This is a genomic window from Parachryseolinea silvisoli (genome assembly GCF_021190955.1).
In the GTDB taxonomy this organism is placed as follows: domain Bacteria; phylum Bacteroidota; class Bacteroidia; order Cytophagales; family Cyclobacteriaceae; genus Ohtaekwangia; species Ohtaekwangia silvisoli.
The window spans coordinates 1,197,559-1,220,452 of record NZ_JAIOAO010000003.1; the positions used below are offsets into that span (position 1 = coordinate 1,197,559).

Sequence of the window (22,894 nt, forward strand, 5' to 3'; positions counted from 1 at the left end):
CAATGGGTGGTTCCACGATATTGTTTATATTGATTAGGAATCCCCGGTTAGCCTATGCTTTTAATGAAATTAGAGAATTGGTCTCGCTTGTTGGTTGTGATCATGGGTGTTGTGTCCGCCCTGGTGCTTGCTGCGTGGCAGCTCGATGCCGAATGGTTAAAACGGCCGGTGGCCAGCACACTGAGCATGAATCCGCTCACAGCCCTTTGTTTTCTGTTCACCAGCCTGGCTTTGGGGCTTCGCTCGCCCGGGCATTCGCCGGTGGCACACAAAACCGCAACGGCAGCTACGGTTATCGTCCTGGTTATCGGCGCATACCGATTGGCCGAAATCTTCGGAGGCCTGCCCTCGGAAATTGATGAAGTGTTATATCACAAAAAGCTGGCGCTGGATGCTGCTGCGCAACGCTTCAGTGGAATGTCACTTAACGTCACGCTGAACTTTATATTGGCCGGCGTTGCCTGCTTCCTGGTGTATAGCCGACAGTATGCACAGCTGGTCGTCGCGCAGATGCTGGCCGTGGTCATTGCCCTGTTAGCCCTCTTCGCCTGGCTGGGCTACCTGTACCGCGTGCCGGAGTTCGACCACTCGATACCTTACCTGCCCATGGCCGTACACACCGCAGGTTGCTTTTTGTTGTTAGCCGGCGCGCTATTATTTGCTACTCCACGCCGGGGCATTATGCGACAGCTCACAAGCCCGTATGCCGGCAGCCTGGTGGCAAAGGTATTGATACCCCTGCTGATCCTGTTACCCATTCTTATCGGCTACATACGCCTGTGGGGACATCGAAAAGGTCTGATCTCGACAGAGCTGGGCGTTGCGCTTATCGTCATCAGTTTTATGGTGATCTTTATACTGCTCATCCTCTACAATACCAATTCACTCAACCGTCGCGATGCACGACAAAAAGCCGACGCCTGGCGCCTCAAGTTCGTTAACCAGCAATTGCAAACCGCTAACCTCGAGTCTGCCGCCGTCAACGAAGAGCTCAGCGCCACCCTGGAAGAGCTGGCCACCACCAATGAAGAAATGGTCACCTCCAACGAAAACCTCAGTGTGCTCAACGATCGGCTGGAGCTTGCCAAAGAAACCATCCGCCTGCAAGCCGAAGAGATCATCCGGCAGAAGGACGATCAGCTAACCGAATACCGCAAGAACCTCGACATCATCTTCACCAACACGCAGGAAGGTATACTTTTGTTAAATGCTGCGGGTGAAGTCGTACTGTTTAATAAAACCTTTGAATCGTTTATCCGTGGCACCGCAGGCATCCACCCCCGGACCGGCATGCCATTCTTGGACGTGGTGGTGCGTACACGACGCGACGTCGCCCGCGCCCTGTTCACCAAAGCAGTGGCCGGCGAGACCAGCCAGGTGGAAGCACACATCGATATGCCTACGGGCCCTGTGGTACTCCTGTTGCGCTATGAGCCCGTGCGGCAATTTGGCCGGGTCACCCACGTCATCATCGTATCCTCCGACATCACCGACAAGAAGGCCCAGGAAAACCGCATTCTGCAATCGGAAGCAAACCTGAAAGCTATCTTTGACAATACGCTTGATGCCTTCGTGCTGTTAGACCAGGAGCTGCGCGTCGTAGCCTTCAACGAAGCCTACTCACGCAATGCCTTTAACCTGAATGGAAAACGCATCGACATGGGGGAGGACATCCGTACGTTTATACGTCCCGAGCGGGTGCCCATATTCGAAAAGATGATCGTACAGGTGCGCGGCGGCGAGACCATACAGTACGAGACCCAGGTGCGCGAAGATTCCAGCCCGGTGTGGTTCCGCATCGCCATCACCCGCGTCAACAATCCCGACGGCAGTTTGCGGGGATATTGTATCAGCTCCCGCGAGATCAGCCAGCAAAAAGAATACGAGAACAACCTCACTACCATTGCCAACGAGCTCTCCGGCCTGATCGACAATTCCAACGTCCCGATCTTCGGTCTTGACCAGAAAGGATATGTAAACGAATGGAACCAGGTTACCTCACAGGTCACACAGTATAGCAAACAAGAGGTGCTTGGCCACCATTGGGTGACCGACTTCATTGAACCGCCGTACCGCGACAGCGTGGGTGAAATATTCAAACGTGTCATTGCCGGCGACTCCATCAATAACTTCGAGCTGCCCATCCAGACAAAGACGGGCGAGCGCATTATCTTATTATTGGCAGCCTCACCACGCTACGACACCGAAAACCACATCAAAGGCGTGATCATGGTGGCACAGAATATCACAGAGCTGATCGACTACCGCAAAGGTCTCGAACGCATGGTACAGGAGCGTACGCGCGAGCTGAACGAAGCACTGCAAAAAGAAAAAGAACTGGTCGACCTCAAGACCAAGTTTGTAGCAATGGCCTCGCACGAATTCCGGACACCGCTGTCGACTATATCCCTGGCCACAGGCTTTCTGCGACGCTACAAAGATCGCATCGCCGGCGAAGAGATCGACCGCAAGCTCGATGACATCGTACGCCAGATCGAACATATGAACTATCTGCTCGAAGATGTACTCACCGTCGGCAAGACCGAGGCGGGCAAGGTAAACGTCAACGTGCAGGTCATCGAAGTCGAGCGTTTCTTCGAAGTACTCGCGCGCGAAGTATACCAAAGCTCTGAAAAGACGCACCGCATCCGTCTCTCGGTAGCCTGCGATCACGCCGTCATCGCCACCGACCCGCGCATGTTGCGCATCATTGTCGTCAACCTGTTGACCAATGCTATCAAATTCTCGCCGGGACAGCCTTCCGTAGGGCTGCACGTCACCGATACAAATCGCACGCTGCGGGTGCAAGTATCAGACGCCGGCATTGGTATACCCGATGACGACCGCGAAAATCTCTTTAACTCTTTTCACCGCGGCTCCAACACCCTGGCCATCCAGGGAACCGGGCTGGGATTGTCCATTGTCAGAAAAACGGTAGATTTACTAGGAGGATCCATTCACGTAGAAAGCAGCGTAAACCAAGGCACGACGTTTATCATTGCTATACCTTTACATGAAAACAAAGACGATATTAGTCATTGACGATACACCGGACCTGCAACGAAGCATCATCCAATTTCTCAATATGGAAGGATACGAAACTGTCGGTGCTGCGAACGGCCAGGAGGCCCTCGACACGCTGGCCCATACGATACCCGACCTGGTCATTACGGATTTGCTGATGCCGGTCATGGATGGATACTCCTTTATTGAACATATCAAAGCTGATGCCCAGCTGCGCGATATACCGGTAGTCGTATTCTCCGCCAAACCGGACGACGACAGCCAGGACAAAGCGTTAGCATTGGGCGCGGTCCGGTTTATTCGCAAGCCCGGCAGCATTGACCAGATATTAGATACCGTTAATGAAATCATACAACCATGAGCACACGCATAACAGTAGCCATTGCCGACGACCACGGCCTCATGCGCCAGGGCATTGCCTCCATGCTAGCGCATATACCCGACATTGAAGTGATCGGAGAGGTGCAAGGCGGTGAAGAAGCCATCAACTTTACCAATACCACGCAACCAGACGTATTTCTGATGGACATCAAGATGCGCGGCATGACCGGCATTGAAGCTGCCCGCTGGATCACTGACATCAACCCCAAGATCCGCGTGATCTTAATCTCCGCCGAAGCTAACCGCGACTATATCTCCGCCGGCATAAAAGCCGGCATTGCCGGCTACGTGCTGAAAGATATAGACAAAGACGAACTCATCACCGCCATCCGTACCGTTGTCAAAGGCGAGCGCTATTTCAGTCCCGAAGTCATGACGATCGTATTTCAAGACTTCTACAGCCAGGAAAAAGGCGCGGCAACACCCAACGCAGTGCGCGAAACCCGCAACGACCTGACCCGCCGGGAAGTCGAAGTATTAAAATTGATAGGCGAAGGCAAAAGCCTCAAAGAGATTGCCGACCAGCTCTTCATCAACATCAAAACCGTCGAGACCCACAAGCTCAATATCCAAACCAAGCTCCATCTCACCAACGTCGCCCAACTCGTCCGCTTCGCCATCGAAAACAATTACGTCGCGGTCGGCAAAGGCAAGTAGTATAACATACGAGAGAGGTTGATTAATTGTAACAACTTCAACCTAAGTCAATCCCCTAGAAAAAATCTAAGTAATTCCGTTAGATTTCCCCACTTCGCCCCCAAAATCACACACCCCAGCATTTCACAACACACTACACTTATTCATTCTAAGGCCCACCCTGATTTCCCAAAATCCTCCTTTCACTAAAGGATCACAGGCCCGACTTCCTCAGCTTTGGACTATCAGTTGACTATGAGCACACACGACGACATGTACATGAAGATTCCAAAAGTGGTCACGACCGAAGGGGTAGAGCTGGAAAGGCTGAAGCACGTCGTCGGCCAGTTTATCAACAGCTGCTCGCATTCCATGCGGGGGCCGTTGAAGTCGATCGAAGGCCTTGTTAATCTGCTGCAAAACAAACGGCAGTACTCAGAGGAAGAAACTGCCATACTTTACAAATCGATTACCGACAGCACGCGCAAAATGGAATCCATGCTGGATGACCTCGAACAGTTCCTGGAAAATTCGCGCCGGGAAGTATTCTCTCACGAAGTGGACCTCGCCGAAGTGATCCACGATGTGTTGAAAGGGTACGACGGACAGTTACTAGCCAAAGGCATCGTTACTTCCGTCAAGATCGAACAGCTCGTCAAATTCAACACCGATGCCAACCGTTTGCGCATTGTACTGTCCAACATCATCGAAAATGCCATCCTGTTTAGTGACGCCAACAAAGAGCTCCGCTGGCTCGATATCCAGGGCCACGTGAGCTTCAGCAATTGCTCCATCAACATCATGGACAACGGCATTGGTATGAAAAGCGGCAGCGAATCAAAAGTGTTCGACTTATTCTTCCGTGGGTCGGAAAAATCGCAGGGACTGGGCGTGGGGTTATACGTTGTACGCGAGATACTCGAAAAGATGGGCGGCAGCATCACCGTCTACTCCAAGCTGGACATCGGTTCTAAATTTTTTATATGGCTGCCTAACCACATCAAGGCGAACTGATTGCAATCCGCATGATTCAACTATACTTAACCAGCATTCATTTCTTTTTGCATTCGTTAAATTGGAGCCCAATCCAGTGCCGTGACCGTTGTATACCTGCCCGCCATCTAACTTTAGGGCAGTATACACGGTCCGGCGAATTTTACTATACGAAACTGCATCGGCGCTAAAAAGACCACACCTCACATACTCGCCATTTTCAAATTTCCCCAATCCTCACGAGTACACCCTCAGTTGTAAACAATCAACCCCAGCTATCCACAAATTTATGTTGATAACTCTTTCGGAGATCATTCAATAGCCAATCAATAGATAAGATATCCCACTGATAACGTAATTTTAATCCATTTATACACCACTCATGACCATGATCTATATACATCTTGGTCATTTGATGGTCCGGTAGAAAAACTAAAAAGTATATATGTACAATTGACAGTCTTCTGGCTGACACTCCCTATATTGTACGCGGAAACAGTTGCGCCTCTCGCGACCGTTTTAAAAACCGATCGTTTTATTAACAAATACTAGCCTATGGCCTTTTTAGAAGAACTTAAAATTACCGGCAGTCTCGGTAACCTCAGCTTTTACAAGATGCGCGGCGTAGACAAGATCGTCGTGCGGCGGAAGGGTGGCGCACCCAGGGAATACGTCAAAAATTCGCCCACCTTTAAAGTGCCGCGACTCAATATGAGTGAATTTGGCGGATGCTCGAAGATGGGCAAAGAGGTGCGCCTTATGATGCACCCCGTGCGTGTCTTATCCGACTATAACTTTAGTGGCTTTATTAATAAGGCGCTCAAGATCGTGCAGAAACAGGATGGCATCGGCGAATTGGGTCAACGCTCCATTATGCTATCGAAGCATCCAGGCTTGCTGGCGGGCTTTCAGCTGAATAAAAATACGATGTTCGACTCGGTTCTCCGTACGCCCATTACCTATGTGCTGGATCGTGAGACTTTGTCCGCCCGCGTGAATATACCGGCGCTGCTACGCGACATCAACTTTCATCCCAATAATAGACATGCACGGTTCTGTATCGACGTCAGCCTGGGCATTGTACCGGACTTTAATTTTGATCCCAAGGAGGGTGCCTATAAACCTTCCGCCTGGTATACGACCATGTTTGCGCCAAAGAGCGTATCCTCACCGTGGTTTCCTGCCCTGAAGGGATCGCCTGCGACATCGATGGAAATAGCACTCACCGACCAGGTGCCGGCGGATGAATCGTATAGTCTGATGCTGACGGTGGGTGTACGGTATGGCTCACCGATGGAAGACGATATAGTGAAAGATGTGAAACGGGCGGGTGTTGCTAAAGTCATCGCTGTTGCAGGACGCCCGGAGGGTGAGATATCGGAAGAAAAACCGCCTTTAAAGGCGATGACGTTAGAAGAGTTTAGGGGGGAAGAGGAAAGGCAGGCGACAGCATCCATTCAGTCCGCGGCAGCGTGTATCTATGGCTGGCGTTCTACTACGCCTCATCAGACCGTTGAATCTACTGAGCCATCGGATCATCTGCCAAAAGCCGGGCCCGTATCACCAACACAAGTCGAAATAAAAAGCTCTCCCGAAAAATCGGAAGAGCTTATAATAACGGAAGTCTCGTCTTTCGTTGAACACAATCCCGAGGCGAGGCTAAGACTCACGCCAGATAATCGAACGTCAGAAACTCACGCGTCCCTTCCGTTTCAGGAACATCACGATGCCGGTGGCGGTAGCCACGACGAGCAACAAGGGCCAGATATAGACAAGTCCCAACAGCAGTTTGGCGACACCTTGCAGTCCGGTTGAGAAGGCGTCGGAGAAGCGATCGCCCCAGGCGGGTGTTTCTTCGACGACAACAGTGGGTTGGATGTGCTGGTACAATTCCAGCTTGAGCGTGCTATAATTTACCTGTTCGCGAAGATAGTTGACGCGGCTGATGGTGGCTTCGATCTCTTCGTGTAAGATGCCGATCTGCTTTTCGGTCTCAAGCAGCTCTTCGATCGTGCCCGCTTTTTTGCGCAGAATGTCGCGGTAGCGCTCTTCGACTTCGCGTTTGGTGCGCAAACGCGACTCCAGGTCGACGAAATCTTTGGCGACGTCTTCAGTGCTTACATTCCGGAATTCCACCGCAAGGGCCTGGGCATCGATGTCGGTGAGCAGTTCGTGGAAGTACTCGTTTTGTACGCGCAGGACCACATGGTTCTCCACCAACTGATACTCTGTACGCAGGTTGGAAGACTCCATATAGGCAGGGTACTTCTTGAGCGCCGCTTCGATGGCTTCTGTGCTCCTTTTTATGTTGGCCACTTCGAAACGGTAATGCAGCGTTTTGATCAGCTTGGTATTTCCCTGGTACGGGTCTTTGAACGCCATCGCGGGTGAAGCTTGCTGTTGATTCGCGCCCTTGCCTGCGGAAGCGGCAGTCTCGGTCAGGGCTGCTTCTGCAACCGATTCGACGCCAACGGCATCGGCGCTGGACATTTCGGAATTTTTAGACGCGCAGGAGCATAGTCCCGCGACGCAAAGGACGATGATGAGCTTTTGCATGGTTACAGATATAATAAAGTGAAGCGATCGTTACCGCCCCGGACAGACTTATTCACTCCCAATCTGTACACGATCAGCGTTTATAAGGAGCTAGTACGACTTCTGTAGGGGCGGGGAGAGAAAAAAGGAGAGAGGGAAACCTTTGTGAGTTGGACAGGGTCCATGATGCTCACAAAGGTTTAGTTTACAGGATAATAGTTGTTTCGAATTAGTGTGCTGGAGCAGCAGTCGCTGTTGTGTCAGTAGCAGTTGTGTCAGTAGCAGCAGGTGCCACCGGCTCAGGAGCAACAGATTCAGTTGCTGTAGTGTCTACGTCAGTTGCAGTTTCAGCAGGTTTTGAAGAGCAAGCAGCGGCTACAACTACTGCAGCTACTGCGAAAAATGATGCGATGTTGATTTTCATAGTCAAATGTTTAAATTTTCCCTTCATACAAAAAGGTCCCCCCGGTAACCCAATATTTTTCAGGTTTGAAAAGTTTTTTTCATGGGTTACCTTGGGGGTTCGTTTGTATAAAGTCCACCTTATTAGCATAAGCAGTGTATTATTTTGATGAGCTGATTGTCTCGGAGATCAGAAAGAATAACCGGATCGTGCTGCAGGAGCTGTACAAGGCGCATTACCCGATGGTTTTACACCTTATTTGTTCAAATAGCGGCACGGAGCAGGAGGCGAAGGACATTTACCAGGAGGCGGTGATCGCATTCTACGAAAAGGTTCAGCAACCGGACTTTGTCCTACACTGCAAGGTAAAGACCTTTCTTTATGCTGTAAGCCGCAGGCTGTGGCTGAAGCGCCTGTGGGAGAAAAAACGGTACCGTGGGCAAATTGAAGAAGGAGAGCTCCTGGCAGGAATTGACGAGGAGATGATCGACATCGAAGCCAAAGAGCAGATCTTTTACAAGATGGCAGCTTCCCTGGACGAGCTCGGCGACCCCTGCAAGAGTCTTCTGGAGGCCTTCTACCTGCAGGAGAGCTCGATGGAGAGTATCCGCGATACCTTTGGGTATAGTAACACGGACACGGCTAAGAACCAGAAATACAAATGTTTACAACGCTTAAAAAAGCTTTTTTTCACGCTGCACAACCCACCCTCTCATGAATCCTGACCGCGCTTTGATCGATTTGCTGGACCGCTACGCCAAGAACACGCTGCCTCCCGACGAAAAGGCGGCACTGGAAGAGCGCATGGAAGGCGACCCGGTACTTTCGCAACAGGTCCAGGAACACCTGAATCTGATCGAATCCATGCGTTTTTACGGCGGGCGCCGCGACCTGAAAGCCTCATTGAACGAGATACACGACACCATGACGACCTTTGCCCAGCACGAGCAACGGCCACCGGTGATGACCGTAACCCGCACCAACCTGTGGCGCAAGTATTGGCCAATGACGGCCGTGGCAGCTTCCGTCGCCCTGATCAGTATTCTGGGTACCCTGCAAATGACCCAGTCGCTGGAGACCAAACAAACCGCCTATTATAAAGAGCTGCGCCGGAACGTGGAGCAAATCCGCAAGTCGCAGAGCCGCATTATGGCCGACATTGCCGAGTCCAAAGAAAAGACAGGTCCGGCACCTGAGACCTATGCCGGTACGGGCTTCATGATCTCCGCCAACGGCTACGTCGCCACCAGCTACCACGTCATTAAAGATGCCGACTCGGTTTACATTGAAAATGAGGCTTTTGGCCGTCTGAAAGTAGACATTCTCTTCAGTGACAAAGAAAATGATATTTCGATCCTCAAGATCGCGCCCGAATTGCTGACGCCGGTCAAGTCGCTGCCATACACGGTGAGCCCGTCCGAAGCCAATCTCGGCGAAGAGGTCTTTACGCTGGGCTTCCCGCGCGAAGACATCGTCTTTGGCGAAGGCTCCGTGAGCGCCGCCACCGGCTACAAACAAAACCCCAATGCCTACCAGGTATCCGTGCCGGTAAACCCCGGCAACAGCGGTGGCCCGCTGTTCAATGCCAAAGGCGAGCTGGTAGGTATCATTAGCGGTTTGCAGACCGAAACATCGGGCGCAGCCTTTGCCACCAAGTCGACGATCCTGCTACACGCCATCACCGACATGCCGATCGATACCGTGAATGTACCCCTGGCCTTACCGCGCATCAATACGCTCAAGAACCTGGGCAAGGTGCAACAAGTGAAGAAGTGGCGGGAATATGTCTTTATGGTGCGCGTTTATAACGCCCCGAAATAGAAGTCTTTGTTATTTGGACCGAAAGCGCGGGTATACGAGAGTATGCTAGCGCTTTCGCGTTTTACGGGGTTTGGCGCCGGATTCCAGGAATTCGCCCAGGGCGTCCAACCGGGCGGACCAGAATTTTTGGTATTGAGTCGACCACTCCGATACCTCGCGGAGGGAGTTGAGGCGAGCCTCGCAGTACCGCTCGCGTCCCTGCTGATGTACGACAATCAGCCCACATTCTGACAGAATGCGAATATGTTTTGATATCGCCGGGCGGCTGATCTTGAAGTTCTCGGCAACGCCGTTTAAGGTCAGGGTTTTGTTGGCTAGCAAGTGAATAATCTCGCGGCGGGTCGGGTCGGCAATTGCTTGAAAAACGTCTCTGCGAAGGGTTATGCTCATAACGACAAATATAATTTATGCCAGCTGATATAGGAAACCTGTTGGTTACGCTGACAGGCGATAGCGCGATATGCCATTACATGCGACCCACTGACTTGTAATCAGTAAGTCGTTGGTTCGATTCCGTCAGGTGGCTCTTGATAATCGTCGTGTTATGAGATGGTGTTATGAAAATCGAAAAGTCCTTTAGCAAACGGACGTCTTGAATCTAGTTCCATTTTAATACACTTTATTTGAAGTGTATGGTCTGAACGCAGAAAGAATCCGTTGCGATTTCGTTTCTAAATGATTAGCTTTTAGTATGACAAAGCTTAGCCAATGAAAATCCCATCCAAGGAAAATGAGCTAAGGTTCACAGGCATCGATATAATTGGCAACATTCCCTGGGGTACACATTTCTGCAATTTCTTTTATTCGAAGCAAGATTTGCTGGCAACGCTGGTGCCCTACTTTAAGGCTGGTTTGGAAAACAATGAATTTTGTCTTTGGATAACCAGCGATCCGGTATCTGTGGAGGACGCTATGGCAAGTCTGCGCAATGGGATTCCACTTCTTGACCAATATCTTACCTCCAACGCTATCGAAGTGTCGTCGCATGCTGACTGGTATTTGAAAGATGGTTTGTTCAACCCCAAACGTGTCATTGACGGGTGGAATGAAAAACTAAATGATGCTTTAGTAAGAGGGCACGAAGGGATGCGCGTTAACGGCAACGAAGCTTGGGTTGAGCGTCAGGTCTGGAAAGATTTCATTGAGTACGAACGTGAACTTAACAATTCAATACTTGACAAGCGTATGATTGTGATGTGCACGTACCCGCTTGACAAATGTAATGGGGCGGATGTGCTTGATGTTGCACATGTACATGAGATGGCAGTTGCTATGAGAAGTGGTGAATGGGAAATAGTTGAAAAACCACAATTAAAACGAAGTAAGGCAGAGATTAATAAACTGAAAGATCAGGTGGAAAAACTTGCGGAGGCCCGAAACACGCAACTCATACAAGCCCTCCAGGAGGTAAAGCTTTCTGCGGAACGCTTTTCAAGGTTATTTCATCTTAATCCATTCCTTCCGATGGTTCTCTCCGAATGGGATGATGGAAGGTACATCGAAGTGAATGCTTCGTTCACAGATCTCTTCGGGTTTACGCCTGGTGAAGTGATTGGCAAAACATCCAGAGAATTGGATTTCTGGGTTGATCTGGCCCAAAGAGACGCATTCCTGGCAAATATTAAGGAAGGCGGAATGGTAAAGAATGCCGAAGTCGAACTTAAGGCTAAGAATGGAACGATACTGGACGTCCGCTTCTCGATGATCGCACTCCCCATGAACGATGGTCCCAAAGTGCTGTCCATGGCACTTGACTGTACGGAACAAAAGGCGGCTGAAAAAATGCTGAGTGAAAGCGAGCAAAATTTAGATGTTCTGATCAACAGCTCACCCGGGGAGATATGGCTCGCTAGTAAGGATCTAAAACTGGTAAAAGCGAACAAAGCGTTCTTTAAAAGCTTAAAGAAATTTATCGGCGCTGAAATTACCGAAGGCGATACGTTGATTGCACCCGGTTTCCCTGAAGAAATAAAAGAGCTCTGGGAGCGGCTTTATCGACAGGCACTCATGGGAGAAAATATTGTGCATATCAACCGTGTTGAGGAACCGGACGGTTCAGAAATTTATCTTGAAGTAAGATTAAACCCCGTTAGAAGTGAAGACAATGCCATAATTGGAATCGGATGTTTTTCAAATGACATCACGGAGTTGATTCAGTTCAGAAAATCCCTTGAACTGAAAGTATCTCTTCGAACGCAGGAGCTGCAGAAGGCATTGGAAAAGGAAAAGGAACTGACTATCTGGAAAGCGAGGTTCGCTTCGATGGTATCGCATGAATTCAGAATGCCATTGGCGACAATAAAAAATACCGCAAACTACGTTCGAAAGTATAAAAATCGCCTGGCGCCGGAATCTTTAGGTAACAAGATCGGAATCGTACTTGAACAGGTCGATCTCATGACTCGAATGATGGGAGATTTGTTAGTGCTCGGCAGTGCAGATGAAAACAAAATTGCAGTAGTCAAGCGAAAAGTCGAAATCAGATCCTTCTTTGAGTCTCTAAAAAAAGATATTGAAGAAATCAACAATGGTTCTCACACCATCGTGTTCCAGTTTGGGTTTGAACATAAGCATATTGATGCTGACGATGATTTGCTCCGCAATATATTTGTCAATCTCATGAGCAACGCAATCAAATTTTCTCCGGGCACACCTCGGGTTTGGGTGCATGTTCACGATCTTGGGGAAAACTTACGAGTTGAGATTAAAGATAAAGGCATCGGTATAAGTGAAGAGGATTTAACGAAAATATTTGAGCCCTTTGAGCGGGGAAAAAACACAAAGGGAATTCAGGGAACGGGGTTGGGCCTCTCCATCGTTAAAAAGGCAGTCGATCTAATGGGCGGTACTATCGATGTATCCAGTAAGCCGGGAGAGGGTTCAGTGTTTACAGTTACGATACCCGTGAAGTGACAACTTAATAATTGAATAGAAACTCGTGGAGAGAATCAAAATTTTACTGGTCGATGATCACACTGTCGTTCGCGATTCAATCGCCATCATGTTGGCGCAGTTCAATGATATACAAATTGTTGGGTCGCTCTCAAGCGGTGAAGAACTGATCAGTAAAATGAGAGATCTCAACCCCGACATGATTATTATGGATATACACATGAAAGGCATGAGTGGAATTGAAGCTACGCGCTGGGTAAAAGAACGCAACAGCAAAATAAAGGTGGTTTTGCTTTCAATGGAAGTAAAGAAGGAGCTTGTATCTGCCGGAATACAATCTGGCATTGATGGCTACCTTCCCAAAGAGGTAGAAAAGTCTACGCTTATACAAGCCATTCGCGCTATCAGTAAAGGAGAGAAATATTTTAATGAAGCGATCACGAACCTGGTTTTCGAAGATTTCTATAACAAGGAAGTTTCAGAACGCCAGACCAAGCAACATCTTCAACTCAAGGAACTCAGCAAACGTGAAATGGAAGTACTTCAACTGGTCGCCTCAGGAAAATCCGACAGGGAAGTGGCCGAGCAATTATTCATTAGTACAAAGACAGTGAATACGCATAAAATGCACATCCTTGACAAGCTGGGATTAAAAAACACCGCTGAACTTGTCAGGTATGCAATCAAGAATGAACTGATTACTTTTTAATTGCAGCGTTTAGTCTGGGTCTTTTATCTCAAATCAGATTTATCTGATGCCTCCGCCAGTCTTGACGGATATCTTTCGCTCCGCGAATTTCACTTTCCTGAAAGAATTACACGTTCAAGTAAGAAATTAGTCATTGTATTTCCGTTTGTCTGATTTTTTGCAATCAGCTATAGCTGATTTATTCTGCACTTCTGAGTTGCACTTTAGTCATACTAAACAGCAATGGTATGACGGCAAAAAAAAGACTCGAAGAGAACAGCATTTGGCGATGGCTGTTTGTCATTTTGTTCTTGTTTCTATCGCTCAAATCGCGCAAGGCACAATGTGAAACCTTAAAGTTTCATACCCAGGAATATGGCCACGCTGCAGAAGGTCGGCATCCGCTGGCGGATACCGTTGGCGTGAAAAGTGACAAGCCCCTTTACCTGGGCTATGAGTTTGTCCTGGGCACCTCTGTCTACACCTTAAAAAGTGATCTTAGCAAACTTAATCGTCTCCGTGTAACGAACCTGGGCGTTGCTGTTGGTGGTGTTCTCGCCAATAAGTTTGGAAAAATCAGGGGTAGTGCAGGACTCTACTATTCCGATCCGTCTCTTTCCTACAGCTTCGACCTGTTTACAGGGGCCTTGTCTACTAATGTGTATTTGCTCCGGATGGGTAAGGCCAGGTATCATACCGTAGAGCCATACTTTTTAGGTGGTATCTCCCAGCAGCACATTAAATTCTATGGCAACCTTGATCGGAACAGCACACGCAACCATAGTAAATCCGAAGAACAGTTTCTGGGGAAAGAAGTTACTACTCAATTCAATCTCGGGCTGGGTGCCGAATATCAGCTAGAGAACGATCAGGGAGATTTCATCCACCTGTTTGCAGAAGTTGCCTGGGGTGTTCCCGTGGCGACGCGATGCACCCGCCAAATATTCGATCGCACCCATATCATAAACCCAGTGAACATTAGTATTGGAATCAATTTTGGAAAAACTAAGCAACGCAGCAAATGAAACGGAAAGATGAAAATACACTCAAAGAAGAACTGGCACAAAGTAAAATGATCATTGACCGGTTCGTTCATAGTTGTTCCCATGATCTCCGCGGACCATTGGCTTCGATACAAGGATTAACAGAGGTAGCCCGTCATGCAAATGCAGATGAGTTGAGCGGTTGTCTTGACCTTATTCAATGCTGCGCGAAAAATATGAAGGGGATGATTAGCAATCTGGAGGCTTACATTACGCACGCACAGCGCGATCTGAGTTGTGATGAACTGGATGCCAGCGAGATGGTAGGTATTATTCTCAATCAGTACGAACCGGTAATCAAAGACAACGGCCTTCGGATAATAACAACCATTGATCAAAGTCATCGATGGATTTCCGATCACGAATGCAATTTTCTTATTCTTAAACATGTGATCGAAAACGCCATTCAATTTTCTGACCATGAAAAAGAGGTAAGGCAGATTGATATCAACGCAAGATCGAGTAAAAAAGGAATGCTGATCAACATTCGAGACAATGGAATTGGTATTGGGATGATACAGCAAAAATTGATTTGCCAGCCATTCTTTCGCGGGTCGATGCAGTCACATGGCGGTTTGGGATTATTCCTCGTAAAGACGTTAACAAAAAAACTGGGTGCTGAATTTTCCATTCATTCACAAGAACAGGAAGGGACAACCTGTTCCATCGTTATACCTAATCTAAAAAAAGCAGCATGAAGAGGAAAGACGTTTTTATGATTCTTTTCGTGACGTCAATATTATTTTCAGCCGGGGTTTCGGTTTCGATGGTGTTTCAATCCCTATGGTGGTTTGGAGGTTTCCAGGCATTGTTAACAAATACTTCCTGGTTGTGTACCCGGCAGTTGATACCGAATTGAAAATCTCAAAACGATTCAATATAAACGTGGGGCTTGAGTATCCGGAAAGGATACCTGTCAGCGTAAACATCATTGAGCATCAAAATATAGAGTATGAACAAGTTAAATGATATGGTTGATCCTTATTATCCGGAGCTAAATAAAGCGTGTTTTTCACAACGCATGAATCATTACTCAAGAATGATCAGATGGCTCGTGGTTGTGAACATTGTTACGTGGTCGGCTGTGACCTATATCCTAATTAAATCCATGCTAATATGAAGCATAAAGGGTTGAGAACGTCGACTTCAATTACGATTCTACTCGTACAAGTCTAAGGAGTATAGTGATTAAAAACGAAAAAGAAACGGCCCTTATACTGTCGGAATTTGCAATACATGGCTATATTCTGGATAAAAATGCGGGAGACCTTGCATTTGGTGCAAAAAATCCGTGGTATTTTTGAATTGACGTAGGTCAGTCAAAAGATCAGCTTGCGATATTCCGGTAAGTCGACCTTCGTCTGAATTTTCAGTGCATGCTGTTGCCATACAGCTGTCACTCGTTGACGTATATTTGCACAGCCGTGCGAAAGATCATTCACATCGACATGGACGCCTTTTATGCGTCGATCGAGCAACGCGACCATCCGGAGTTGTGGGGGAAGCCCCTCGTGGTGGGCGGGCCGCCCGAGGGTCGGGGGGTGGTGGCGACGGCGAGTTATGAGGCGCGGAAGTTTGGGGTGCGGTCGGCGATGTCGTCGCGGCAGGCGCGGCAGCTTTGTCCGGAGGCGATCTTTGTGTTCCCACGGTTTGACGTTTACCGCAGCGTGTCGGCGCACCTGCGGGAAATCTTTTCGCGCTATACCGACCTGATCGAGCCGCTATCTCTGGACGAGGCATACCTGGATGTGACAGAGGATAAGCAGGGCATCGGCTCGGCATTGGATATTGCGCAGCGGATTAAAGATGCCATCCGGGACGAGCTGCACCTAACAGCGTCGGCGGGGGTGTCGGTGAATAAGTTTGTGGCCAAGATCGCGTCGGACATGCAGAAACCCGACGGGCTGACGTTTATCGGGCCATCGCGGATCGAGCGGTTTATGGAGAATTTGCCGGTGGAAAAATTCTTTGGCGTGGGACGTGTGACGGCGACGAAGATGAAAAATATGGGCCTGCATACGGGCGCCGACCTCAAGAAACTGACGGAGGCACAGCTGGTGCAACACTTTGGCAAGACTGGCCGTTTCTTTTACCAGATCGTGCGCGGCCGCGACGAGCGGCGCGTACAGCCCGACCGGGAGATCAAGTCGGTGGGCGCGGAAGATACTTTCGCGGAAGACCTGGCCGTAGTAGACGACATGTATGTTGAGCTGGAGCATCTTGCCAAGGTCGTACACGCCCGGCTGTATAAACGCAACCTGCGGGGCAGAACGGTAACGCTCAAAATAAAATACCACGATTTTAAGCAGATCACGCGTAGCCAATCGTTTGTGCTGGGGGTGAACGAAAAGGAGACACTGTTTACAGTAGCCTGCCAGTTGCTCGACACGGTGGACCGGCAAGAGAAGCGTGTCCGGCTGCTGGGCATCTCAGTCTCAAATTTCGGAACGGCAGAGCCTGATGATCCAGCGGATCAGTTGACGTTGTTTTAGTGTTATTTCTCATTTTCTCAAAACGGCACGAAGTCGGTTTTAGCAAAACCAAAGAAAGTTAGCGTGCATCCCATAAATGCACCGTTGTACAGAAGGAACTATGGCATAAGAGCCTTGTTCAAGACGAAGATTGGCGTTCAGACCGTATTTTATAAGATTCCAGAATTGAGACAATAAAATGGTGTTTAGGAAACACTTGTGTCCATTTTAAACGATTGAAGTGGAATTTTGCCTGGAAATCGATTTACTTTTTGTGCAGCACTAAACAATCCGCTCATGGCATTGTTTTTTGATTAGCCCATGCATACTTCTGAAGGTAAAATCCTAAACCAGAAGTTTAGTCGTATCTACGTTTATAATATTTAACTCCTGAGCAGGTGAGAAAAGTGTTGGTTGGTTTGCTGCTTGCGGCAGCGTCAGTGTCTATCGCGTTATTGTTCTGGTCCCAAGAGCTGAAGTACGTAATGCCTACTCCCGTTCCGGCAAATTTCGTATCGAATAGTGTAAACAGTAAAGTAGACGTATCCTGGCTCGAAGGCTACCGCGCTGGCAAGCCCGCGTATATACACTTCTTCAACCCCGACTGTCCATGCTCTCGCTTCAACCTCAAACACTTTCGTTCGCTGGCCAGCCAGTTCGGTAACCAGGTGCAGGTGGTTGCCGTTATACCGGCGTACGCCGACCTGGCGCGCGCACAGGACATGATCGGAACAGATAACCCTTCCGTAGTAATCTTACAGGATCATGCCGACTCGATAGCCTCGGCCTGCGGCGTATACGCAACTCCCCAAGCGGTGGTACTCGACGCTGATCGCCGACTGTTCTACCGCGGCAATTATAACAAATCCCGCTACTGCACAACGAAAGACAGTAACTATGCCGAGATCGCATTAACCGCGCTCGTAGCCGGCAAGGCTGCACCACCGTTCGGAGTACTGGCCACGCAACCCTATGGCTGCCAGTTTCCGGACGCGGAAAAGCCCAACCTCTTTGTCAGCCTCTTCCAGTAATACTCTTGAACTCGTCAAACCTCTTATACTAAAAATGAATTCGTCTGAAAAACCGTTCATGAAGTCTAGCCAAGCCTTTACGGACATTAATGCAAAGTCCGACGTCAAGATGAACATCGCCCTGCCGGTGTACTTCCTGGTCGGCATCGCACTGGCATTCTTTTATGACACCTACCTGATCGCGATTGGTGTTGGTACGATCTGTCTGGTCAGTTACTACGGCACCAAGCTGCTGCTGCCGCACTCACCACTATACCGCTATGTCCTGGCGGTAGTTGTCGGTGTGTTCTCGGCGCAGTACATTTATCAGATGCATGGCATGTTTGAAATGCATTTTATGTTCTTTGTAGGCTCCGCCCTGCTGATCACCTATCAGGACTGGCGCCTGCAAATACCGTTGCTGGCCTTTATTGTACTGCACCACGGCACATTTGCCTATTTGCAGTTTACAGGCACGAAAGACATATACTTCACACAGCTGGAGTTTATGGACCTGCAGACCTTTTTGTTTCACGCCATCATTGCTACGCTTATTCTTTATATCAATGCCCTTTGGGGCTATAGCCTGGGCAAACGTACCCGGGAAACGGCGGCGGTTGCCGACCAATTAGGTGATCAGCTTAAACACATAGGCCGCAACATTGCCTTCGCAGACGAGATCAGCAAAGGCAACCTGAATACGCAATATGATGTGACCGAAAACGACGATGAACTGGGCAAGTCGTTACTCAAGATGCAACAGAACATCGTCCAGGCAACAGCGCGCGAGCGCGCTGACAAATACGTCACACAAGGTGTCGCGTCGATCGGCGAGATTCTGCGTCGCCACGCCGACAACATGCAGACGCTGTCGGATGAGCTGGTGGGGGAACTGAGCCGCTATACACAATCGAATCAGGGTTGTATGTTTCTGCGCGAAGAAGATGAAAATGGTGAGCCGTACCTCAAGATGTCTGCCACCTATGCTTATGACCGTAAAAAATTCAAGGAAGGCCGCGTCGAGATCGGCGACTCGCTGGTGGGACAGTGTTTCCTCGAGAAAGAGGTAATCGTGCTGACGCAAGTGCCGAAAGATTATGTGAAGATCACGTCCGGCCTCGGCCTGGCCACGCCGTCGAGTGTAATCATCATCCCGCTGCTGGCCAACGAAGAAGTAACGGGCGTGCTGGAGTTCGCTTCCTTCACGAAATACAATGAAGGACACGTGGAGTTCTTCAAGAAGGCTAGTGAGGCCATTGCAACCTCACTGCTGTCGGTAAAAACCACGGAACGCATCAAGAGCCTGCTGACCGATTCGCAGCAGCGTGAAGAGGAGATGCGCGCACAGGAAGAAGAGATGCGCCAGAACATGGAAGAGCTGTCGGCGACGCAGGAAGAAATGCGCCGCAACTCCGTCGAGATGGAAAGCCGCGTCAATGCGATCAATAACAGTGGCATTGCGGCCATCGAGTTCGAGCTGGACGGCACCATCTTAACGGCGAACAACACCTTCCTGAAGCTCATGGGCTATACACTGGAAGAGATTCAAGGTAAACACCACCGCATCTTTGTCGACAAGGAATATGCCCTGACAACTGAGTATCGTAAGTTCTGGGAATTGCTCGGGGCCGGTATACCGCAGCCCGGCGAGTATGAGCGTGTGAAAAAGAACGGCGCCAAGATCTACATCAACGGTAGCTATTCGGCCTTTACCGACCAAAATGGTAACATCGTTAAGATCCTGAAACTGGCCACCGACATTACCTTGGCAAAAGTTCAAATGCAGATGGCCAGTCAGCAGGAAGAGGAAATGCGCAGACGTGCCACCGAGTTAGAGAATCGCATCCAGGCTGTCGCCGACTGTGGTATCGGTTCGATCGAGTTCGCGCTGGATGGCACCATCCTCGATGCCAACGTGCCTTTCCTCGAAATGATGGGCTACGCATTGCACGAAATCCGGGGCAAGCACCACCGCATCTTTGTCAAGCCCGAATATGCCATGAGCAATGCCTACCGTAAATTCTGGGATGACCTACGCCAGGGAATTGCACAACCCGGCGACTACGAGCGCGTATCGAAGTCGGGCGAGGAAGTATTGCTGCGCGGTAGTTACGCGGTCATCCGAGACAGTAAACACAATCCGCTACGGATCCTAAAAATGGCCACGCAGCTGACACACAAAGAGGTCGGTTCCTACCAGCTCTAATACACTGTGGAGAAAGAAAAGAGGGGATAAAAAACAGCGTGAGTGTGAGCGCGAGAGCGAACATACTCCGCTGTTTTTTTTTGCTCTCACGCTAATTTTTTACCTGCTCGCGAAATTTCTCCAGGGTAATCGGTTTATAGATAATGTCGGCAAAACCCGCGCTGCGCAGCTCGCGCGCCTGCTGGTCGTCCACATAATTGGATAGCACAAATGCCTTGAATGTATCGCCTTTAATGGCCCGCAGATCTTTCAGTACATGGTGGGCCAGTATGGTGGGGGTGAGGTAATAGTCGATCAGCACCACGTCGAAATGATTATCCCCGGCCCAGCGCAGCGCCTCCTCCACGGAAGTAAAACCTTCCGCCTCGAATTCCAGGCCTAGCAGCTTTTTGGTTACAAACAGGTCCAGCTGTTCATCGTCGACGACCAATATCTTCACGGGCAATTTTTTCTGCAAATAAAGCCTTCGATTGAATAATTGCTAAAAACTGCCGCTAAATTATTAAGCGCCGATTGGTTTCCACACTTATGTTAGCACAGGCTGTTTAAGCTGGTCGCCGAGCAGACGCATGCCAAAGGACGGCGTGTCAAGCTGCACAACATCGCTGGTATCGCCAAGCACTTCGTCGATCAGACCAAAATCCCGTGCTTCCGGAGCGGTTAAGTATCGGTCACGTAAAAAATATTCTTCGATCTCCTGCCACGTGTGCCCGGAATGTTTTCCCATGAGATGAAAGAGTTGTGTCTGAATGCGCTCTTGTTCACGGGTGGCAATGCGTACGTCTTCGGTATAGCCCTGCGCGCCGGCGCTGGTGGGATGCATGTGAATGGTGGCGTGAGGCAGCGCATAACGCTTGCCCTTGGCGCCCGAGGCAAGCAGGGCGGTGCCCATACTGGCCGACACGCCTACCGCCACCGTCGACACCGGCGCCTGGATCATCTGCATGGCATCGTAAATGGCCAGGCCGGCATAGACACTGCCGCCGGGGCTGTTGATGTATAGGCTGATGGGCTGCCGCTGGTCCAGGCTGTTGAGGTACAACAGCTGCGCCACGATCACATTGGCCACAGCGTCGTTGATGCCTGTGCCCAGGAAGACAATGCGCTCCTTCAGCAGGAGACTATAAATGTCATAGGCCCGTTCGCCACGGCCGTCGATGACCATGGGGATAAGATTTGCTTGTACCATACTGCTAGTGAAAAAGTTGATGAATTGATTGTTGAAAGTCGGCATGTACCGGGTCGGTAAACAATTGCCGGTGTATTGCCTCGGCCTGCTGCAATACCTGCTTGCGATGGTATAGCCGTACCAGGTCGTATACCCGCTGTTGGGCACGCACGTTGGTGCGGAGCGTGACGTTGGTCAGCATGCGCGCTTCAAACAACAGCCGCTCGCCCGTCGACAACTGCCGGTGCAGATAGCGCTCAATTTGCTGTGTGTCCGTGTAGGAAGTCATCATAATCCATCGATTTTTGTTTGACCACAGTGCGTACCTTCTCCAGGCACTTATACTTCTGCACGGCGGCAGCGTGCTCGTTGGCATAGCCCAGGGTTTCGGCCAGGCGCTTGCCCTTGAGGCCGTCGTAATACCAGGCGCGCAACAAGTCCATGCATTTTTTACCCGTCACTTCCAGGAAGCGTAGCAGCCGGGTGGCGTCGGGCACAGCGGTGGTATGCTCGGCAATGGACAGGCCGGTCTCGAATGTATCGAGTGACAGCTCGTGCAGCTCTTGCCTGACGGTGCGCAGCCAGAGGTGCTTGGCGATCCCTACCACGTAGGCCTCGGGGGTATTTGCCACCTGTAACGTGCCGGCGGCGCGTTTTTCAAGATAGATCACCAGGGCGTCGTGAAAGATATCTTTCGCACCCTGGAAGGTGCCGCGTGTGCGGCTCACAAAGCTGGCAACGACGGGAAAAGCCTGCCGGTACATCTGTTCGAAGAATACCTCATCGGCGGCCGTGTCGGGTACACACAGGACGGGTTCCATTGCGATCATACAGTGTTGTTTAGCAGTATGTGTCTTTAACTGGCATAAGATCACCCTTTTTAGCGGATTTTTTTTGCCGAAGACGCCACCAGGCGGGCGGGCGCATATTAAACCAGTGTTAAATAAACACTAGTGCGCATAAAAAGCGACAAACGACCGCACCGTGCTGCCTTGTTTTTCCGTACCTTATACAAGCGAATCTAACCCTCATGAATACCATCGTTTTTGACGCCCCCTATGCCACGGTGACCTATTTTCCGGAGAAACGCTCCATGATCCTGATCTGGAATGGCAGCCCTAACACCGAAGAATACAAAAAGCCATTTCTGACGATGATCGAATTTGGTCGTAAGGTTCCGGTCGACGGTATGCTATCAGACATCTCCAACCAGGGGGTGATCAACCCCGACAACCGGAAGTGGTTTGAGAAAGAGATGATGCCCCTGGCGGTTGCGGCGGGGCTCAAGCGAGGGGCCATTGTCACCAACGGCAATGCCTTCAAGCTTTACTACATCAACCTGATCCTTTCCACTGTTAATAAGTTTCCTATACAGACCAAGCTGTTCAACAACCGACAGGAGGCGATCGCCTGGCTCGACAGCTTTTTGGTCGAAGTACCGGCCACTCTTTAAACCATGGATATAGCTTGCAACGGCGCGGCCAGGGCAACGTTGGTCGGGTGCGGCGAGCGTTGACCGACTACGTAAGTTTTAAGGCAAACTTCTATTGAATATCTCACTGCTTTTTCTCCACTTTTGAGGAAATTTGAGGGATGTCAATCCGGGGGAAGTATTTTTTAATC

General features: G+C 49.8%; 21 protein-coding genes. 14 read left to right on the plus strand and 7 right to left on the minus strand.

Going from position 1 to position 22,894, the window contains the following annotated elements; all coding sequences use genetic code 11:
- The first annotated feature begins 63 nt into the window (after positions 1–63).
- From K7P01_RS21895 to K7P01_RS21910, 4 genes are all read left to right on the plus strand, one after another.
- Entirely contained in the window at positions 64–3,042 is a 2,979-nt protein-coding gene (locus K7P01_RS21895) for a PAS domain-containing sensor histidine kinase (protein WP_267296720.1), read from the plus strand.
- Complete coding sequence (locus K7P01_RS21900; RefSeq protein ID WP_267296721.1) at positions 3,014–3,385, plus strand: response regulator; 372 nt, start codon at positions 3,014–3,016, stop codon at positions 3,383–3,385. Before K7P01_RS21895 ends, K7P01_RS21900 begins: the two co-directional genes overlap by 29 nt.
- On the plus strand, positions 3,382–4,062 hold the full coding sequence (locus tag K7P01_RS21905; RefSeq protein ID WP_267296722.1) for a response regulator transcription factor: 681 nt from the start codon (positions 3,382–3,384) through the stop codon (positions 4,060–4,062). The genes K7P01_RS21900 and K7P01_RS21905 overlap by 4 nt, the downstream gene beginning before the upstream one ends.
- 234 nt (positions 4,063–4,296) lie before the next feature.
- On the plus strand, positions 4,297–5,055 hold the full coding sequence (locus tag K7P01_RS21910) for a sensor histidine kinase (RefSeq protein WP_267296723.1): 759 nt from the start codon (positions 4,297–4,299) through the stop codon (positions 5,053–5,055).
- A 1,665-nt stretch (positions 5,056–6,720) separates the two neighbouring features.
- Here the strand turns inward: K7P01_RS21910 and K7P01_RS21915 are convergent.
- Positions 6,721–7,590, minus strand: coding sequence for a DUF4349 domain-containing protein (locus tag K7P01_RS21915; protein WP_267296724.1), 870 nt, complete (start codon positions 7,588–7,590; stop codon positions 6,721–6,723).
- 208 nt (positions 7,591–7,798) lie between these two features.
- The gene (locus K7P01_RS21920) at positions 7,799–7,993 is read right to left on the minus strand and encodes a hypothetical protein (protein WP_267296725.1); all 195 of its coding nucleotides are present in this window, start codon (positions 7,991–7,993) and stop codon (positions 7,799–7,801) included.
- Between the two features lie 134 nt (positions 7,994–8,127).
- Between K7P01_RS21920 and K7P01_RS21925 the strand changes: the two genes are divergently transcribed.
- Together K7P01_RS21925 and K7P01_RS21930 are read left to right on the plus strand one after the other, a co-directional pair.
- Complete coding sequence (locus K7P01_RS21925; RefSeq protein ID WP_267296726.1) at positions 8,128–8,697, plus strand: RNA polymerase sigma factor; 570 nt, start codon at positions 8,128–8,130, stop codon at positions 8,695–8,697.
- Complete coding sequence (locus tag K7P01_RS21930) at positions 8,687–9,793, plus strand: S1 family peptidase (protein ID WP_267296727.1); 1,107 nt, start codon at positions 8,687–8,689, stop codon at positions 9,791–9,793. Before K7P01_RS21925 ends, K7P01_RS21930 begins: the two co-directional genes overlap by 11 nt.
- Positions 9,794–9,838: 45 nt before the next feature.
- Here K7P01_RS21930 and K7P01_RS21935 read toward each other — a convergent pair whose 3' ends face one another.
- Positions 9,839–10,183 (minus strand): ArsR/SmtB family transcription factor, encoded by a 345-nt coding sequence (locus K7P01_RS21935; RefSeq protein ID WP_267296728.1) that lies wholly within the window; start codon positions 10,181–10,183, stop codon positions 9,839–9,841.
- A 318-nt stretch (positions 10,184–10,501) separates the two neighbouring features.
- Here K7P01_RS21935 and K7P01_RS21940 point away from each other — a divergent pair, with 318 nt between their 5' ends.
- The 7 genes from K7P01_RS21940 to K7P01_RS21970 all read left to right on the plus strand — a co-directional run bounded on the left by K7P01_RS21940 (position 10,502) and on the right by K7P01_RS21970 (position 20,103).
- Entirely contained in the window at positions 10,502–12,706 is a 2,205-nt protein-coding gene (locus K7P01_RS21940) for an MEDS domain-containing protein (RefSeq protein ID WP_267296729.1), read from the plus strand.
- 25 nt (positions 12,707–12,731) lie between these two features.
- Positions 12,732–13,394: a response regulator transcription factor gene (locus K7P01_RS21945; protein WP_267296730.1), complete on the plus strand. Its 663-nt coding sequence runs from the start codon at positions 12,732–12,734 to the stop codon at positions 13,392–13,394.
- Positions 13,395–13,621: 227 nt separating this feature from the next.
- Positions 13,622–14,398 (plus strand): hypothetical protein, encoded by a 777-nt coding sequence (locus tag K7P01_RS21950; protein WP_267296731.1) that lies wholly within the window; start codon positions 13,622–13,624, stop codon positions 14,396–14,398.
- The gene (locus K7P01_RS21955) at positions 14,395–15,114 is read left to right on the plus strand and encodes a sensor histidine kinase (protein WP_267296732.1); all 720 of its coding nucleotides are present in this window, start codon (positions 14,395–14,397) and stop codon (positions 15,112–15,114) included. Before K7P01_RS21950 ends, K7P01_RS21955 begins: the two co-directional genes overlap by 4 nt.
- Before the next feature lie 678 nt (positions 15,115–15,792).
- The gene (dinB, locus tag K7P01_RS21960; RefSeq protein WP_267296733.1) at positions 15,793–16,908 is read left to right on the plus strand and encodes a DNA polymerase IV; all 1,116 of its coding nucleotides are present in this window, start codon (positions 15,793–15,795) and stop codon (positions 16,906–16,908) included.
- A gap of 377 nt (positions 16,909–17,285) precedes the next feature.
- Positions 17,286–17,918, plus strand: a complete 633-nt coding sequence (locus tag K7P01_RS21965; RefSeq protein WP_267296734.1) for a DUF6436 domain-containing protein — start codon at positions 17,286–17,288, stop codon at positions 17,916–17,918.
- A gap of 58 nt (positions 17,919–17,976) precedes the next feature.
- Positions 17,977–20,103: a PAS domain-containing protein gene (locus K7P01_RS21970; protein ID WP_267296735.1), complete on the plus strand. Its 2,127-nt coding sequence runs from the start codon at positions 17,977–17,979 to the stop codon at positions 20,101–20,103.
- Positions 20,104–20,194: 91 nt separating this feature from the next.
- Here the strand turns inward: K7P01_RS21970 and K7P01_RS21975 are convergent, their stop codons facing one another.
- The 4 genes from K7P01_RS21975 to K7P01_RS21990 form a co-directional block, all read right to left on the minus strand.
- Positions 20,195–20,542 (minus strand): response regulator, encoded by a 348-nt coding sequence (locus K7P01_RS21975; RefSeq protein ID WP_267296736.1) that lies wholly within the window; start codon positions 20,540–20,542, stop codon positions 20,195–20,197.
- 87 nt (positions 20,543–20,629) lie between these two features.
- A complete protein-coding gene (locus tag K7P01_RS21980) occupies positions 20,630–21,292 on the minus strand; it encodes a ClpP family protease (protein WP_267296737.1) in 663 nt (220 codons plus the stop codon).
- 4 nt (positions 21,293–21,296) lie between these two features.
- On the minus strand, positions 21,297–21,563 hold the full coding sequence (locus tag K7P01_RS21985; protein WP_267296738.1) for a hypothetical protein: 267 nt from the start codon (positions 21,561–21,563) through the stop codon (positions 21,297–21,299).
- Positions 21,529–22,101: an RNA polymerase sigma factor gene (locus K7P01_RS21990; RefSeq protein WP_267296739.1), complete on the minus strand. Its 573-nt coding sequence runs from the start codon at positions 22,099–22,101 to the stop codon at positions 21,529–21,531. Before K7P01_RS21990 ends, K7P01_RS21985 begins: the two co-directional genes overlap by 35 nt.
- Before the next feature lie 200 nt (positions 22,102–22,301).
- On the opposite strand from K7P01_RS21990, the gene K7P01_RS21995 reads away from it, so the two are divergent.
- Entirely contained in the window at positions 22,302–22,724 is a 423-nt protein-coding gene (locus tag K7P01_RS21995; protein ID WP_267296740.1) for a hypothetical protein, read from the plus strand.
- The last annotated feature ends 170 nt before the right edge of the window (positions 22,725–22,894 follow it).

Coding starts and splice junctions, on each gene's coding strand:
- K7P01_RS21895 (WP_267296720.1), top strand. CDS start 64: ATGAAATTAGAGAATTGGTCTCGCTTGTTGGTTGTGATCATGGGTGTT.
- K7P01_RS21900 (WP_267296721.1), top strand. CDS start 3,014: ATGAAAACAAAGACGATATTAGTCATTGACGATACACCGGACCTGCAA.
- K7P01_RS21905 (WP_267296722.1), top strand. CDS start 3,382: ATGAGCACACGCATAACAGTAGCCATTGCCGACGACCACGGCCTCATG.
- K7P01_RS21910 (WP_267296723.1), top strand. CDS start 4,297: ATGAGCACACACGACGACATGTACATGAAGATTCCAAAAGTGGTCACG.
- K7P01_RS21915 (WP_267296724.1), bottom strand. CDS start 7,590: ATGCAAAAGCTCATCATCGTCCTTTGCGTCGCGGGACTATGCTCCTGC.
- K7P01_RS21920 (WP_267296725.1), bottom strand. CDS start 7,993: ATGAAAATCAACATCGCATCATTTTTCGCAGTAGCTGCAGTAGTTGTA.
- K7P01_RS21930 (WP_267296727.1), top strand. CDS start 8,687: ATGAATCCTGACCGCGCTTTGATCGATTTGCTGGACCGCTACGCCAAG.
- K7P01_RS21935 (WP_267296728.1), bottom strand. CDS start 10,183: ATGAGCATAACCCTTCGCAGAGACGTTTTTCAAGCAATTGCCGACCCG.
- K7P01_RS21940 (WP_267296729.1), top strand. CDS start 10,502: ATGAAAATCCCATCCAAGGAAAATGAGCTAAGGTTCACAGGCATCGAT.
- K7P01_RS21950 (WP_267296731.1), top strand. CDS start 13,622: ATGACGGCAAAAAAAAGACTCGAAGAGAACAGCATTTGGCGATGGCTG.
- K7P01_RS21955 (WP_267296732.1), top strand. CDS start 14,395: ATGAAACGGAAAGATGAAAATACACTCAAAGAAGAACTGGCACAAAGT.
- dinB (WP_267296733.1), top strand. CDS start 15,793: ATGCTGTTGCCATACAGCTGTCACTCGTTGACGTATATTTGCACAGCC.
- K7P01_RS21970 (WP_267296735.1), top strand. CDS start 17,977: ATGAAGTCTAGCCAAGCCTTTACGGACATTAATGCAAAGTCCGACGTC.
- K7P01_RS21980 (WP_267296737.1), bottom strand. CDS start 21,292: ATGGTACAAGCAAATCTTATCCCCATGGTCATCGACGGCCGTGGCGAA.
- K7P01_RS21985 (WP_267296738.1), bottom strand. CDS start 21,563: ATGATGACTTCCTACACGGACACACAGCAAATTGAGCGCTATCTGCAC.
- K7P01_RS21990 (WP_267296739.1), bottom strand. CDS start 22,101: ATGATCGCAATGGAACCCGTCCTGTGTGTACCCGACACGGCCGCCGAT.
- K7P01_RS21995 (WP_267296740.1), top strand. CDS start 22,302: ATGAATACCATCGTTTTTGACGCCCCCTATGCCACGGTGACCTATTTT.